Origin of the sequence: Megasphaera elsdenii DSM 20460 (assembly GCF_003010495.1) — a bacterium.
GTDB lineage: Bacteria > Bacillota > Negativicutes > Veillonellales > Megasphaeraceae > Megasphaera > Megasphaera elsdenii.
The window spans coordinates 112264-125528 of sequence record NZ_CP027570.1; the positions used below are offsets into that span (position 1 = coordinate 112264).

Sequence of the window (13265 nt, forward strand, 5' to 3'; positions counted from 1 at the left end):
ACCTCACAATCCCTCTGCGAACATCTTATGAGGCCGCAGGATATGGTGTTCCCCGTCGTAGCGGGCAATGCCCATGAGCCGCTGGTCCGGTCCATAGACGCGAAGGACATCGCCGTCTGCCAGGTGCGGCCCGGCAAACGGCACGGGACGGCCCTGGAGCAGGAACGCACACTGTTTGGCCGAACAGCTGGCCTTCTTCAGGTCCTGGATGGCCATATCGGCCGGCCGGACATAGGCCATGGGGTCCCGTTCCAGTTCTTCCAGCGTCGCGGCCTCGTCGATGGTGAACAGCCCGGCCTGGGTGCGGACCAGATAGGTCATGCAGGCGCAGGTCCCCAGGGCCTGGCCCAGGTCGCGGATGAGGGACCGCACATAAGTCCCTTTGGAACAGGTCACGGCAAAGGTCCCCCGCCGGCCGTCGAAGGACAGCAGGCGCAGGTCGTGGATGGTCACGTGCCGCACGGGCAGGGTGAAGTCGACATCCTGCCGGGCCAGTTTATAGGCTTTGACGCCGTTGACGTTGATGGCGGAATATTTAGACGGCGCCTGTTCGATGTCGCCTGTAAAAGACGCCAAGATACGGCGCACGTCATCAGCCGACAAATCCGGCACGGCAGCCATTTCGACGACGGTCCCCGTACTGTCTTCGGTATCCGTCGCCAGGCCCAGGGCAAATTCGGCGTGATACGACTTGACGTCGCTGTCGCCGTATTCGATGAGGCGCGTCGCCTGTCCGGCATAGACGGGCAGGACGCCGGCCGCCAGGGGATCCAGCGTACCGGCATGGCCCATCTTCTTCATGCCGTAGATGCGGCGCAGGCAGCCGATGACGTCGTGGCTGGACATGCCCGTCGGTTTCAGTACATTGATGATTCCGTGTATCATAAGCGCTTTTCGATTTCCTTTACGATGAGTTTCTTCGCTTCATCCAGCGGCTTATCCAGGGTGCAGCCGGCAGCGCGGACATGGCCGCCACCACCGAAGACAGCGGCTACGGCATTGACGTCCATGCCTTTCGAGCGCAGGCTGACCCGCGTTTCCTTGTCGCTGACGTATTTGACCGTAAAGGCCACTTCCGACCCTTTGACGTTGCGGGCGTAATCCATGTACATCCCCGTGTGTTCACCAGTGATTTTGAGGACTTCCGGCGTATAGGACAGACAGGAAATGCGGCCGTCGTCAAAGAGTTCCAGGTGTTCCAGGACCTTGGACAGGGCCTTCAGCTTTTCCAGGGACCGGGCGTCGAGGTGTTCCGAAATGAAATCGGGCCGGGCGCCGTGGTCGACGAGGATAGCGGCCATGCGCAGCGTATGGCCTGTCGTATTGTTGAACTTGAAGAAGCCGCAGTCCGTGGCGATGGCCGTATAGAGGGCATCGGCCATGGCCGTGTTCCATTCACTGTGCCAGAGGTCGAAGAGATAGGTCAGGATTTCCCCCGTCGCCGCGCAGTCGGTCCGGACGTATTCCCACTGGGCGAAGTGCTCATTGGAAATATGGTGGTCGATGTTGAGGACCTTGCCGCGGACCAGGCTTTCCACCTGGCCGATGCGGCCGAGGCCCGTCGCATCGAGGACGACGGTCAGCCAGGAATCATCCGTTTCGACCTGGTCCGGCTTGTTGATGTACTGCAGGCCGTCGAGGAAGTCATAGCGGTCGTCGATATCGTCGTCGATGACCATGACGGCCTTCTTCCCCTGCAGCTGCAGCCAGTGCCATAAGGCCAGGAGGCTGCCGATGGCGTCGCCATCGGGACTGACATGGGCCGTCAGCAGGATCTTATCATAATGGCGCAGTAAGGTATAGATTTCCTGAGCCGAACAATTCATGGATATCAGTCCTTCTTTTCAATGTCGCGAAGAATTTTATCGATTTTCATCCCGTAATCGAGGGACGTATCTTCTTTAAACACAATGGTCGGCGAATAACGGATGCCCAGGCGCTTGCCGACTTCTGTGCGGATATAGCCGGTGGCGCGCTTCAGGGCCTTCAGCGTTTCCTGCTTGGCTTCGTCGCTGCCGAAGAGGCTGACGTAGACCGTGGCATCGCGCAGGTCGCCGGTGATGCGGGCATCGGTGACGGTGACGAAACCGATGCGCGGATCCTTCAATTCATTCAGGAGCATCTTCGATACTTCCTGTTTGATAAATTCCTGTATCTTGCGTACTCGTAATTCTCCCATAGTACGTACTCTCCTTTATTCCGGTTCGACTTCGACCATTTCGTAGGCTTCGATTTCGTCGCCTTCCTTGATGTCGCGATATTTTTCCAGGGTAATGCCACATTCGTAACCGGCTGCGACTTCCTTGACATCATCTTTGAAACGGCGCAGGCCGTCGATTTCACCTTCATGGACGACGATACCGTTGCGGATGAGGCGGATCTTGGACGTGCTGGTGATCTTGCCTTCCTTGACATAGGAACCGCCGACGATGACTTTCGGCGTCGTAATGACTTTGCGGACTTCGGCACGGCCGACGATCTTTTCTTCATATTTCTTTTCCAGCATCCCTTTGATAGCCGCTTCGACGTCGTTGATGGCATCGTAAATGACGCGGTACATGCGCATGTCGACTTTTTCATGTTCCGCCATCTTGCGGGCTGCCGCATCGGGGCGGACGTTGAAGCCGATGATGAGGGCGTTCGAAGCCGAAGCCAGCATGATATCCGATTCGTTGATGGCGCCGACGCCGGAATGGACGATGGCAATGCGGACTTCGTCGCTCTTGATGCCCATGAGGGACTGGCTCAGAGCTTCGACAGAACCCTGGACGTCGCCCTTGATGATGAGGGGCAGTTCCTTCAGTTCGCCCTGCTGGATCTGGTTGAACAGGTCATCCAGGGTGACTTTGGCATTGACGTGGAGTTCAGACGAACGTTTCTTTTCCAGACGTTTTTCGGCAACGGAACGGGCCGTCTTTTCGTCGGTGACGTTGAGGATGTCACCGGCTTCCGGTACATCGTTGAGGCCGAGGATTTCGACCGGGATGGACGGTTCGGCTTTCTTGACGCGTTCGCCCCGTTCGTTGTTCATGGCGCGGACCTTGCCGAAGCAGGTGCCGACGATGATCGTATCGCCGACACGGAGGGTCCCCTTCTGAATGAGGACGGAAGCGACCGGGCCGCGGCCTTTATCCAGCTTGGCTTCGATGACGACGCCCTGAGCCGGACGGTTCGGGTTGGCCTTGAGGTCCTGTACTTCTGCCAGGACGAGGATGTTTTCCAGGAGGTCGTCGAGGCCGATCTTCTTGTGCGCCGAAACGGGGACCATGATGGTATCGCCGCCCCAGTCTTCACTGATGAGGCCGTATTCCGTCAGCTGCTGCATGACGTGTTCCGGATTGGCGCTTTCCTTATCGATCTTGTTGATGGCGACGATGATCGGGACGCCTGCCGATTTGGCATGGTTGATGGATTCAATGGTCTGCGGCATGACACCGTCGTCGGCAGCGACGACGAGGACGGCAATATCCGTGACCTGGGCGCCGCGGGCACGCATGGCCGTGAAGGCTTCGTGGCCCGGCGTATCCATGAAGGTGATCTTCTTGCCTTCATAGCGGACCTGATAAGCCCCGATGTGCTGGGTAATGCCGCCGGCTTCGTGGCTGGTGACATTGGTCTGGCGGATGGCGTCGAGGAGGCTCGTCTTGCCGTGGTCGACGTGGCCCATGATGGTGACGACAGGCGGACGGGTCTTGAGCGTTTCCGGCGGATCGATAATTTCTTCGATTTCCGTCGGATCTTCCGGCGGCGCTTCCTTGGTGACGGTGACGCCAAATTCATCGGCAATGAGGGACGCCGTATCGAAGTCCAGTTCCTGGTTGATCGTAGCCATGATGCCGCCCATGAGGAGCTTCTTCATGACTTCGCCCACATCGCGGCCCAGGCGTTCGGCGAAGTCCTTGACGATGATCGTTTCCGGCAGTTCGACGGACGTCGGATAATTCTTCTTCTTCGGAGCTTCGGATGCGACCGGTGCCTGATGCTTCTGGTTGCGCTTGTTCTTATTGTGTTTGCCCTTGTTCAGGACGTTGGACAACAGCGTATGGGGACGGCTGCCGTTGTTCTTGTTGTTATTGCGGTTGTTCTGGCCGCCGCGCTTGTTCTTGCTGTTGTTGCGGTTATTGCCGTCATTGCCGCCCTGGGAATGACCAAAATATTTCGTGCGCTTGCTGTCGCCCTGCTGGCCCTGCGTATTCTGGCCGGCATTATTGCCGCCTTTATGGCTGTTCTGCGGACGATTGCCCTGGTTCTGGCCCTGGGAGTTCTTGGCAGCGCGGTTCGGCTGGTTCTGTGCATTGCCCTGGTTCTGGCGTTTCTTATCGTGATTCTGGTTATTCTGTTTCGGCGTATTGCCCTGTTTTTTGTTTTTATTCTGTCGGCTCGTTTCGTTCACTTTTCGGCTAGTTCCTTCCCCTGTCTGTTTATTTTCCTGTTTCTGTCCACGTTGTGCTTCTCCCTTGGCACCCTTCTTGAAGGATGCGTCGAGGATGGACTTCATATTGGCGTCAATGCCGGTGAAATTGCCGGCTTTGATGTGATGATCTTCCAGCGTCTTGATTACTGTCTTTGCGGGAACGCCGTATTCTTTTGCGGCTTCGTATACTCGTTTCGTCATCTAGTTACCCCCTTCTATTCATCACGCTTCACTTTCTCTATGGCCCCGGCGAAGCCCTTGTCATCGATGAGGATGATGACGGTCTGGGCTTTGCCGACGGCACTGCCTAATTCATCTTTCGTATATGTATCAACGACGGTGATCCCTTTCCGCTCCGCCAGGCGGCGATATTTTTCGACGTTATCGCTGCCGCCGTCGGAGGCCAGGAATAAGAGTGGGACGCGCCGGCGCTTCAATGTCTTCTGTGCGGCTCCATCACCGCAGACGGCCTTGCCCGCCCGGCAGGCCAGGCCGAGGAGATTCAGGACCTTGTCGCTCACAGCAGTTCCTTTCTCAGCTGTTCATAGATTTCGCCGGACACTTTGGTCTTCAGGGACCGTTCCAGGCGATGCTCTTTGTAGGCTTTTTCCAGACATTCGCTGTTCGGGCAAAGGTAGACACCGCGGCCCGATTTCTTACCGGTCTTGTCGATTTCGACAGTCCCTTCCGGCGTGCGGACGACGCGGATCATTTCCTTCTTGCTCTTCTGTTCCTGACAGCCGGCACAGACGCGCATCGGAGTCTTTCGGGTCTTCATGGCTTATTCTCCTTCCGTATCAGCTGCGCCTTCTTCAGCAGCCGGCATGGCCAGGTCGCTGAGGATGTCCAGGTCATCAGCCGGTTCGCTGTCCTGCGGAACCTCTGCCTGGGCAGCCAGTTCGGCAGCCTGGCTTTCGCTCTTGATGTCGATCTTCCAGTTGGTCAGCTTCGCGGCCAGGCGGGCATTCTGGCCGGCCTTGCCGATGGCCAGGGACAGCTGGTAATCCGGTACGACGACGCTCGACGATTTTTCGCCTTCATCGACGGTGACGGAAATGACCTGCGCCGGGCTGAGGGCGTTGGCGATGTAGACCGCCGGGTCTTCATCCCATTTGACGATGTCGATCTTTTCATTCTGCAATTCCGAGACGATGTTCTGGACGCGGGAGCCTTTCGGGCCGACGCAGGCACCGACGGAATCGACGTTGGCATCGCGGGAATAGACGGCAATCTTGGAACGGCGGCCCGGTTCACGGGCAACGGATTTCAGTTCGACGACGCCTTCGTAGATTTCCGGGACTTCCAGTTCAAAGAGGCGCTTCAGCAGGCCCGGATGGGTCCGGGATACGAGGATCTGGGCGCCTTTCGTCGTCTTGCGGACTTCGACGACATAGCATTTGATGCGCTGGCCGACGCTGTACGTTTCCGTCGGGATCTGTTCCGATACCGGCAGGATGGCTTCGGCCTTGCCCAGGTCGACGTAGACGTTGCGGTTCTCGATGCGCTGGATGATACCGGTGATGATGTCGTCCGTGCGGTCCGAAAATTCATCATAGACGATGTTTCGTTCGGCTTCGCGCAGGCGCTGGATCATGACCTGTTTGGCAGCCTGGGCGGCGATGCGGCCGAAATTGTCCGGCGTGACATCGACGTTGACGACGTCGCCGACTTCATAATTGACATCAATGAGGCGGGCCTTATCGAGGGCGATTTCCGTATGGGGATCTTCGACTTCATCGACGACGGTCTTGGCAGCCTTGATGGCATAGTCGCCCGTCGAACGGTTCAATTCGACTTCAGCCGTCGGGTTGGCATCGGGTTCCTTCTTGTAGGCCGTAATCAGGACGGCTTCCAGGGAGTCGCAGATGACATCCGGAGATACGCCTTTCTCCTTGGCTAAGTAAGCAATAGCATTGAGCAATTCTTTATTCACGTTAATAACCTCCACTAAAAATCAATATGCAGACGGACTTGCGATATGTCTTTCATGTCTATGGTTTCATCACGGTCGTCCAGGCGGACTTTGAGCTGGCCATCGTCTGTCTTTCCGACGAGTTCCGCTGTCAAATCCTTGACGCCGTCATGTGCTTTAAAGAAATGGATATCGACGGACCGGCCGGCATAGCGGACGAAATCCTTGTCCTTCTTGAGGATCCGGTCCAGGCCCGGCGACGATACTTCCAGGAGATAATTGTCACTGATGGGATCCTTTTCATCGAGGACCTTGCTCAGCTTCTCACTGACAGCCTGGCAGTCTTCCAGGTCGACACCGCCTTCTTTATCAATGAATACTCGCAGATACCAGTTCCGTTCGCGCACGTATTCGACGTCGACCAGTTCCAGACCGGTCCCTTCAATAATCTGTTCTACTTCCTTGGCAATCAAATCTTCAATGTGTTCACGTCTCATCGTATTCACCAGCTTATCTGTAAAAATTCCTATAGGTAAAAGTTAAGAGTGGGCTCTCACCCACTCTTTGCATCTAACCATCTAAATTACTTTTAGTATACCACTGTCTGCTCATTCTGACAACGCTTTATCCCGGTCGGCTGCAATCTCGTCGAGGACGGGCAGGAGCCGTTTCTGCAAGGCTTTTTCCAGCTCTTTCAGGGACGACGTATCGAAGTCATGGACCAGGTTCGGGAAGTTCTCTACGCGCCGTTCGGCAAAGAAGTCATCGCGCAGGAGATTGTACATCAGCGACAGGCCGCTGCGCGTCGCCGCGTCGTAATAGGCCAGGATCATGTAGGACCCGTTGATGATGCGCACGGCATCGTTGGGCTTGACCAGACGCCGGAAGCCCTGATACTGCTCCGGCAGGAACGCATCCCACTGGACATCGGGGACGCCCTTGTTCTTGAGGATGACGCTGAAATTACGGCTCCGTTCGACGTAATCGTCGTAGATGATCCGCGCCAGCCGTTCTTCGACCATAGACCGGAAGAGCTCAAAGGAATCCGTAATAAATTCGATGAGGGCGAACTCCAGCATGCCGATGTCCGTCCGGATAGCAAATTCTTCCGACTCAGGGTTGAAGATGGCCCGCACGGTCCAGCCGTTCTCCTCGTTCTCATACGTGAACAAGCGGTACTCGACGGGCTTGCCGTCTTTCTCGATCATGCGATATTCTTCCAATAACTGAAAATCTCCCACTGAAAGTGGGAGAACAGTTGTGATATTCCATTGTTTGAGTGTTTCAATCAATGTAGCATCCATAGTAAAAATGGTGCGGTTGGCGGGAGTTGAACCCGCACGATCGAAGATCACTGCCGCCTGAAGACAGCGCGTCTGCCATTCCGCCACAACCGCATAACTCAGAAATCGTAAAGCTGTTTGTAATGCTTTTCGTTCAGCAAGACTATTTTAACATATTCTCGCGTTTCTGAAAAGGGGATTTTTTCAATTTCTTGAAAATCTTTTTTCCAGCCATATTTCCGGATCCACGAGTCGACATGTCCCCGGCCGGCATTATACGCAGCCAAGGCCAGTACTTGATTCCCATCGTATTCCTTCAATAAGTAGGCCAGATACCAGGTTCCCAACCTGATGTTTGTACGGACGTCGTTGAGTTTATCAGGCGTGTAGTCAGTCATCCCCATTTCATCGGCAATCCATTGTGCCGTGTCGGGCATGACCTGCATGAGGCCGTGAGCACCGGGCTGCGAAGCAGCGCGTTCGTCGAACTTGCTTTCCACTAAGATGACCGACGCTACCAGGGCGGGGTCGACTTTGTCTTCATACGCATACTGCCGGACCAGGTAATCATACTGGAGGGGGTATACGAACTTCCGCATGACATCATCTTTCCAAGAATAAAAGTACGATGCGGACAGACAAATCAACAATGCCGCTATGATGATTTTCCCTTTGGTGCTTGCTCTTTTTCTCAACGTCTTCTCCCTACCCTTTGATGCGGTCCATCAAGGCCTGCCATGCGACGAGCACCTGTTTCTGCGTCTCTTCCGGAGAGCCGGTATTGTCGATGATGACCTGGGCTAACGACCGTTTTTTGTCGATAGGAAGCTGTGCATGAATCCGTGCCAGTGCTTCACTTTCGGAATAGCCGTTCCGCTTCATCAGCCGCGTAAGCTGCGTCACCGGATCGACGTACACCAGCCACGTTTCGTCAACGTACGAATCGTATTTTACCTCATAAAGCAGGGGCATGTCAAGGAAAATGACAGGATTTTTTTTATTTTCTTCAATTTTTTTGATTTCTTCGTCGATACCGGCATGGATGAGGGGGAAAAGAATGGCTTCAAGCTGCGCTTTCTTCGCCTTATCGCCAAAAACGACACTGCCGATGTAAGCCCGGTCCATGGAGCCGTCAGGCAAAAGTGTCTTCGGCCCAAAAGCCGCGGCGACGGCCGCCAGTCCTTCCGAACCCGGTTCGACGACGTCGTGGGCGATGACGTCGCAGTCGACGATACCTGCCCCCAATCCGCGCAACATGGTGACGACCGTACTCTTGCCGGAGGCAATGCCGCCGGTCAGGCCAATATGTAACATAAGAATCGCTCCTTCCGAAAATATCTATTTCTTCCATTATAACGGCTGATACCGGGTCTGTCCATGACACGATGAGAAGAATTGTCACAACTTCTGCGCCGTTTCGTAGAAAATCCGTAAAATCGTCAGGTCATTTAGGATTTATTTATATTTCTCCTGTATACTATAGATAAAGATATACATAGGAGGTAAGTTATGACTGACGCAATCCGCCGCCATCGGCACTTTTTGATGGGCCTCTTCATCGCTGCTGCGGCCTTTCTCTATCTGGCCCATATCGGGTCGTATCATCTCATCGAGCTCGACGAAGGGCGCTATCACCGGGTCGCCATGGAAATGGTCCTCTCCGGCGACTACATCACGCCCCATTTCGACTATATGCCCTATTTCGAGAAACCTATTTTCCAATACTGGATCACGGCCCTGTCCATGGAACTCTTCGGCTTCCGTGAATTCACAGGCCGCATCCTGCCGGCCCTGACGGGTCTTGGAAACGTCTTCCTGGCTTTCTGGCTGGGCCGCACCATGTACGGCCGGCGCACGGGAATCCTCGCCGCCATCATCGTAGCTACGTCGGCGCTGCAGCTCATCGTCGCCTCTATCGGCGTCATGGACATGGCCCTGACCTTTTTCATCGACGCCTGCCTGGTCTCGTTCTACGTCTTCGAGCGGACGGAAAACAAGAAGTACCTGCTCCTCTTCTATGCCGCCATGGGCTTCGGCATGCTCACGAAAGGCCTCATCGCCATCGTCTTCCCCGTTGGCATCCTCTTCTGGTATGCCCTGCTCAGCAAGCGGCCGCGCCTTTTCCTCAAGCTCTTCTACCTGCCGGGCATCGCCCTCTTCCTGGTCATCGCCATGCCCTGGTACTACCTGGTCTGCCAGAAGAATCCCGACTTCTTCTATTTCTTCTTCATCCGCGAGCACTTCCTGCGCTTCGCCACCAAGATGCACGAACGCTTCCATCCCTGGTACTACTTCGTCCCCGTCCTCATCGCCGGCCTCATGCCCTGGACCGGCTTTCTGGCGACGTTCTTCAGTAAGGACGGGATTTTCCGCAAGCCCGGCTCCCTGCGGCACAAACAGGACCTGCTGCTGCTCTCCCTTTGGGCCGGCCTGATTTACGTCTTCTACAGCGTTTCCGACTCGAAACTGCCGACGTACATCCTGCCCTGCTGGCTGCCTTTGTCGGTCCTCCTGGCCGCATCCATCGAACGGTGCCGTCACCAAGGGCGCTGGCTCGGCCACAGTTTTCTCATCAACGCCATCCTCTGCCTGCTGTTCACGGCAGCGGGCATCGTCTACCTCATGCACACGGATTTCCTGACCGTCGCCGACTTCCTGACCCATGGCGGCCTGCTTATAGCGTCGCTCCTCATCGGCACCCTGGCCGCGGCCTGGGTCTGGCACCGCAAGCGGGATTTCTTCTCCGTCCTGGTCATCCTCAGCGTCATGGCCTACGGCTTCGGCCTCGGCGCCCATCAGGTCCAAGGGCAGATCCATGACCACCAGACGGCCTACACGGTCAGCCAGGACATCCGGGCCCTGCACGTCCCGGACAGCACGCCCATCATCATGTACGGCTCGTTCATGCCCGGCCTGGTCTATTACCTGGACCGGCCCATCGCCGCCGGCAACTTCATGGGCGAACTGGAATTTGGCATCCATCATACGGACCGGACAGGCATGTACTACGACAGCCAGGACCTGTATGACCGCTGGAACAGCGATGAACCGGCCGTCATCGTCGTCCAGCCGAAATACCGCGACGAAGCCCTGCGCGTCCTGGGATCGGCCCCGGCCCAGCGCTTCGACGTGGAAGACTACACGGTCCTCCTGAACCGGGCCGCCGCGGGAGGTGACAAGCGATGAAACAAATAGATATCCTCGTCCCCTGCTATAACGAAGAAGCCGTCCTGCCCCAGTTCTACGAAAGGACGTGCGCCGTCATCGACAGCCTGCCAGACTACGCCTTCACCTTCATCTTCGTCAACGACGGCAGCCGCGACCGGACCCTGCCCATTTTGCGCCAGCTCCACGAAAAAGATGCGCGCGTGGCCTACGTGTCCCTGTCGCGTAATTTCGGCAAGGAAGCGGCCATGCTGGCCGGCATGGACTACGCCGAAGGCGACGCCCTGGTCATCATGGACGCCGACCTCCAGGACCCGCCGGAACTGCTGCCGGACATGATTGCCTGGTGGGAAAAAGGCTACCGCGACGTCTCGGCCCGCCGGCGCCACCGTGAGGGGGAAACGTTCTTCAAGAAGTGGTCGAGCCACGTCTATTACCGCCTGCTGAAAAAGTTATCCCCTGTCCCGGTCCAGGAAGATGTCGGCGACTTCCGCCTTCTGGACAAACGCTGCGTCAAAGCCCTGTGCAGCCTGCGCGAATGTCAGCGCTACACGAAAGGCCTCTTCTGCTGGATTGGCTTTGAGAAGAAAGAAATCCTCTTCGACAGGCCGCCCCGGGCCGCGGGCAAGACCAAGTGGAACTACTGGAAACTCTTCAACCTGGCCATCGACGGCATTACCAGCTTCACGACGGCGCCCTTGCGCATCGCCGCCTTCGCCGGCTGCTTCTTCGCCTTCGTCGCCGCTATCTACCTCATCTTCATTGTCCTGCGCACCCTGCTCTACGGCGAAGACGTCCCGGGCTACCCTTCCCTCATCTCCCTCATCCTCTTCATCGGCGGCGTCCAATTCACCTTCATGGGCATCCTCGGCGAATACGTCGGCCGCATCTATAACGAAAGCAAAGGCCGCCCGCCATACATCGTCGGTGAGAGTACAAAAGAAAAAAAATAGATTCATCATAGGGAAGTCCCCTTCTCCCGGTCACATCTGATTGTCTAAGGAGCGGGCGGCGCATCGTTTCAATGTTTCGGCTTCGTCCGCAGCGATATGATAGTCCGTATAAGGTATGACCTTCTCTTGGATGAATGTATCTGATTGCGCCAGTAATTTTTCTGGCTGCAGCTGGGGAGCCAGTTCTTCCAGTCCAGGATAGGCGTCGCCTTGATTCCAGTCATGCTGCCGATTATAGGGACAGGCGTCCTGGCAGCTGTCACACCCACAAATCCAAGTACTGCAGTTCTTATCATTCAGCCCCGGAGTGAGTTCTCCTTTGGCAAAGGTCGTGATAAAAGAGACACATTCCAGCGGGCTCATGGTAAACGGCCCTTTCAGGGCGCCGCTGGGACAATGGGTTTGACACAGATGACAACTTTCGGCGCAAGGTCGTATATCCGGTACATGATGACACCAGGCCTTCTGGTCTATCACATATCCCACCAGCTCCACAAAAGAACCTTTTTTCGTATAGAAAAAATTATTTTTGCGAATAATCCCCAGCCCTGCCATCATGGCCGCATATCGCAGGGGACCAATGCTGGGATGACCAAATTGGTCCCCTCCTTCACAGCGGATTCCCTGCTCCTTAAACCACGTTTCAAAGTCTCTGCGCGCAGTGAGACTCTCCTTACAGACACTATTACTGGGCGACAGGAAAAAGGCTTTGCCATATTTACCCTGCAGCGAAGGGGGAAAGCGGTACTTTCCTAACCAATACGTACCGATGATTACCGATTTTGCCCAAGGGAAGCGTTTCTTAATATTCGCAAAATCGCCCATTCCCTGATAAAAAAAGGCACTGGACGGGACTTTTTCTTCCCGTTCCTGTAACCGCTGTTGAAATCCATCCATATCATCTATCGGAATGATGCCACAATCATCAAAACCACAGGCTAAGGCCTTCTCGTAAATGACTTGCCCTAATTTATCCGTATCCATGTTCAGCTCTCCTTATATCGTGTATATACACGTTAAAATAAAAAAATATATATCTATCCCATTAGCTGGGCCAACAAATCTTCTAACTGGCTCATTTGCTTTTTTCCCAAACGGGATTCCAGTTGCTGCTGCGCTTGCTGCCAAGATTCATAGGCCTGCGCAAACACAGCTTGTCCCTGCCCTGTCAATTGAACGAGTCTTCGCCGCCCTGTAGAAGGAAGCGTTTCCAGCAATCCTCGTTTCGTAAGCAGCGTAATATTCCGGGAAAGAGTCGTCCGGTCCAAATTCATGGCTGAGGCTAATTCTGTAATTGATAGAGGGCCTAATTCCTTACTATGCCAGAGAATAGAATACTGTTGCGCCGTAATCCCTGATTCTTGCAAATACTTGTCGTATAAAGCCGTGACGGCCAAGGTAACTTGCCGTAAATTGAAGCAATGACATTGCCGTAAATGAACTTTCTTGCTGGCATTACACTCTTGATTCATGTCCTATCTCCTTATCGTGTATATGCACTATATTATCATCAGCCACCGATTTCGTCAAGAAGCAGT

15 protein-coding genes and 1 tRNA gene are annotated in these 13265 nt (G+C 55.2%); 2 read left to right on the forward strand and 14 right to left on the reverse strand.

The window, feature by feature from the left end; genetic code table 11:
• Positions 1–3: 3 nt before the first annotated feature.
• The 12 genes from truB to coaE all read right to left on the reverse strand — a co-directional run bounded on the left by truB (position 4) and on the right by coaE (position 8923).
• The gene (gene truB / locus C6362_RS00540; RefSeq protein ID WP_014016357.1) at positions 4–885 is read right to left on the reverse strand and encodes a tRNA pseudouridine(55) synthase TruB; all 882 of its coding nucleotides are present in this window, start codon (positions 883–885) and stop codon (positions 4–6) included.
• On the reverse strand, positions 882–1826 hold the full coding sequence (locus C6362_RS00545) for a DHH family phosphoesterase (protein WP_014016356.1): 945 nt from the start codon (positions 1824–1826) through the stop codon (positions 882–884). Before C6362_RS00545 ends, truB begins: the two co-directional genes overlap by 4 nt.
• Positions 1827–1831: 5 nt before the next feature.
• Positions 1832–2179 carry a 30S ribosome-binding factor RbfA gene (rbfA, locus tag C6362_RS00550; RefSeq protein ID WP_014016355.1) on the reverse strand — a complete coding sequence of 116 codons (348 nt, stop codon included), beginning with the start codon at positions 2177–2179 and terminating at the stop codon, positions 1832–1834.
• Between the two features lie 15 nt (positions 2180–2194).
• Positions 2195–4615, reverse strand: coding sequence for a translation initiation factor IF-2 (gene infB, locus C6362_RS00555; protein ID WP_014016354.1), 2421 nt, complete (start codon positions 4613–4615; stop codon positions 2195–2197).
• Positions 4616–4629: 14 nt separating this feature from the next.
• Positions 4630–4935, reverse strand: a complete 306-nt coding sequence (locus C6362_RS00560) for a L7Ae/L30e/S12e/Gadd45 family ribosomal protein (protein ID WP_014016353.1) — start codon at positions 4933–4935, stop codon at positions 4630–4632.
• Positions 4932–5192 (reverse strand): RNase P modulator RnpM, encoded by a 261-nt coding sequence (rnpM, locus tag C6362_RS00565; protein ID WP_014016352.1) that lies wholly within the window; start codon positions 5190–5192, stop codon positions 4932–4934. Before rnpM ends, C6362_RS00560 begins: the two co-directional genes overlap by 4 nt.
• 3 nt (positions 5193–5195) lie before the next feature.
• Entirely contained in the window at positions 5196–6347 is a 1152-nt protein-coding gene (nusA, locus tag C6362_RS00570) for a transcription termination factor NusA (protein WP_014016351.1), read from the reverse strand.
• Positions 6348–6361: 14 nt separating this feature from the next.
• Positions 6362–6823: a ribosome maturation factor RimP gene (locus C6362_RS00575; RefSeq protein WP_014016350.1), complete on the reverse strand. Its 462-nt coding sequence runs from the start codon at positions 6821–6823 to the stop codon at positions 6362–6364.
• Between the two features lie 111 nt (positions 6824–6934).
• Positions 6935–7549 (reverse strand): hypothetical protein, encoded by a 615-nt coding sequence (locus tag C6362_RS00580; RefSeq protein ID WP_027894844.1) that lies wholly within the window; start codon positions 7547–7549, stop codon positions 6935–6937.
• Positions 7550–7638: 89 nt separating this feature from the next.
• Positions 7639–7723 (reverse strand) — tRNA-Leu (locus C6362_RS00585).
• A 5-nt stretch (positions 7724–7728) separates the two neighbouring features.
• Positions 7729–8304 (reverse strand): lytic transglycosylase domain-containing protein, encoded by a 576-nt coding sequence (locus tag C6362_RS00590; protein ID WP_027894845.1) that lies wholly within the window; start codon positions 8302–8304, stop codon positions 7729–7731.
• 10 nt (positions 8305–8314) lie between these two features.
• On the reverse strand, positions 8315–8923 hold the full coding sequence (coaE, locus tag C6362_RS00595) for a dephospho-CoA kinase (protein ID WP_014016347.1): 609 nt from the start codon (positions 8921–8923) through the stop codon (positions 8315–8317).
• Between the two features lie 195 nt (positions 8924–9118).
• Here coaE and C6362_RS00600 point away from each other — a divergent pair, with 195 nt between their 5' ends.
• Both C6362_RS00600 and C6362_RS00605 read left to right on the forward strand, forming a co-directional pair.
• A complete protein-coding gene (locus tag C6362_RS00600) occupies positions 9119–10795 on the forward strand; it encodes a glycosyltransferase family 39 protein (RefSeq protein WP_014016346.1) in 1677 nt (558 codons plus the stop codon).
• The gene (locus C6362_RS00605) at positions 10792–11727 is read left to right on the forward strand and encodes a glycosyltransferase family 2 protein (protein ID WP_014016345.1); all 936 of its coding nucleotides are present in this window, start codon (positions 10792–10794) and stop codon (positions 11725–11727) included. The genes C6362_RS00600 and C6362_RS00605 overlap by 4 nt, the downstream gene beginning before the upstream one ends.
• A gap of 30 nt (positions 11728–11757) precedes the next feature.
• Here the strand turns inward: C6362_RS00605 and C6362_RS00610 are convergent, their stop codons facing one another.
• Both C6362_RS00610 and C6362_RS00615 read right to left on the reverse strand, forming a co-directional pair.
• The gene (locus C6362_RS00610) at positions 11758–12711 is read right to left on the reverse strand and encodes an epoxyqueuosine reductase (RefSeq protein WP_014016344.1); all 954 of its coding nucleotides are present in this window, start codon (positions 12709–12711) and stop codon (positions 11758–11760) included.
• Between the two features lie 53 nt (positions 12712–12764).
• Positions 12765–13199 (reverse strand): MarR family winged helix-turn-helix transcriptional regulator, encoded by a 435-nt coding sequence (locus C6362_RS00615; protein WP_014016343.1) that lies wholly within the window; start codon positions 13197–13199, stop codon positions 12765–12767.
• Positions 13200–13265 lie beyond the last annotated feature (66 nt).

Excerpts from the sequence above, each read along its gene's own strand:
- truB (WP_014016357.1), bottom strand. The coding sequence starts at position 885 with ATGATACACGGAATCATCAATGTACTGAAACCGACGGGCATGTCCAGC.
- C6362_RS00545 (WP_014016356.1), bottom strand. The coding sequence starts at position 1,826 with ATGAATTGTTCGGCTCAGGAAATCTATACCTTACTGCGCCATTATGAT.
- rbfA (WP_014016355.1), bottom strand. The coding sequence starts at position 2,179 with ATGGGAGAATTACGAGTACGCAAGATACAGGAATTTATCAAACAGGAA.
- infB (WP_014016354.1), bottom strand. The coding sequence starts at position 4,615 with ATGACGAAACGAGTATACGAAGCCGCAAAAGAATACGGCGTTCCCGCA.
- rnpM (WP_014016352.1), bottom strand. The coding sequence starts at position 5,192 with ATGAAGACCCGAAAGACTCCGATGCGCGTCTGTGCCGGCTGTCAGGAA.
- C6362_RS00575 (WP_014016350.1), bottom strand. The coding sequence starts at position 6,823 with ATGAGACGTGAACACATTGAAGATTTGATTGCCAAGGAAGTAGAACAG.
- coaE (WP_014016347.1), bottom strand. The coding sequence starts at position 8,923 with ATGTTACATATTGGCCTGACCGGCGGCATTGCCTCCGGCAAGAGTACG.
- C6362_RS00600 (WP_014016346.1), top strand. The coding sequence starts at position 9,119 with ATGACTGACGCAATCCGCCGCCATCGGCACTTTTTGATGGGCCTCTTC.
- C6362_RS00605 (WP_014016345.1), top strand. The coding sequence starts at position 10,792 with ATGAAACAAATAGATATCCTCGTCCCCTGCTATAACGAAGAAGCCGTC.
- C6362_RS00610 (WP_014016344.1), bottom strand. The coding sequence starts at position 12,711 with ATGGATACGGATAAATTAGGGCAAGTCATTTACGAGAAGGCCTTAGCC.
- C6362_RS00615 (WP_014016343.1), bottom strand. The coding sequence starts at position 13,199 with ATGAATCAAGAGTGTAATGCCAGCAAGAAAGTTCATTTACGGCAATGT.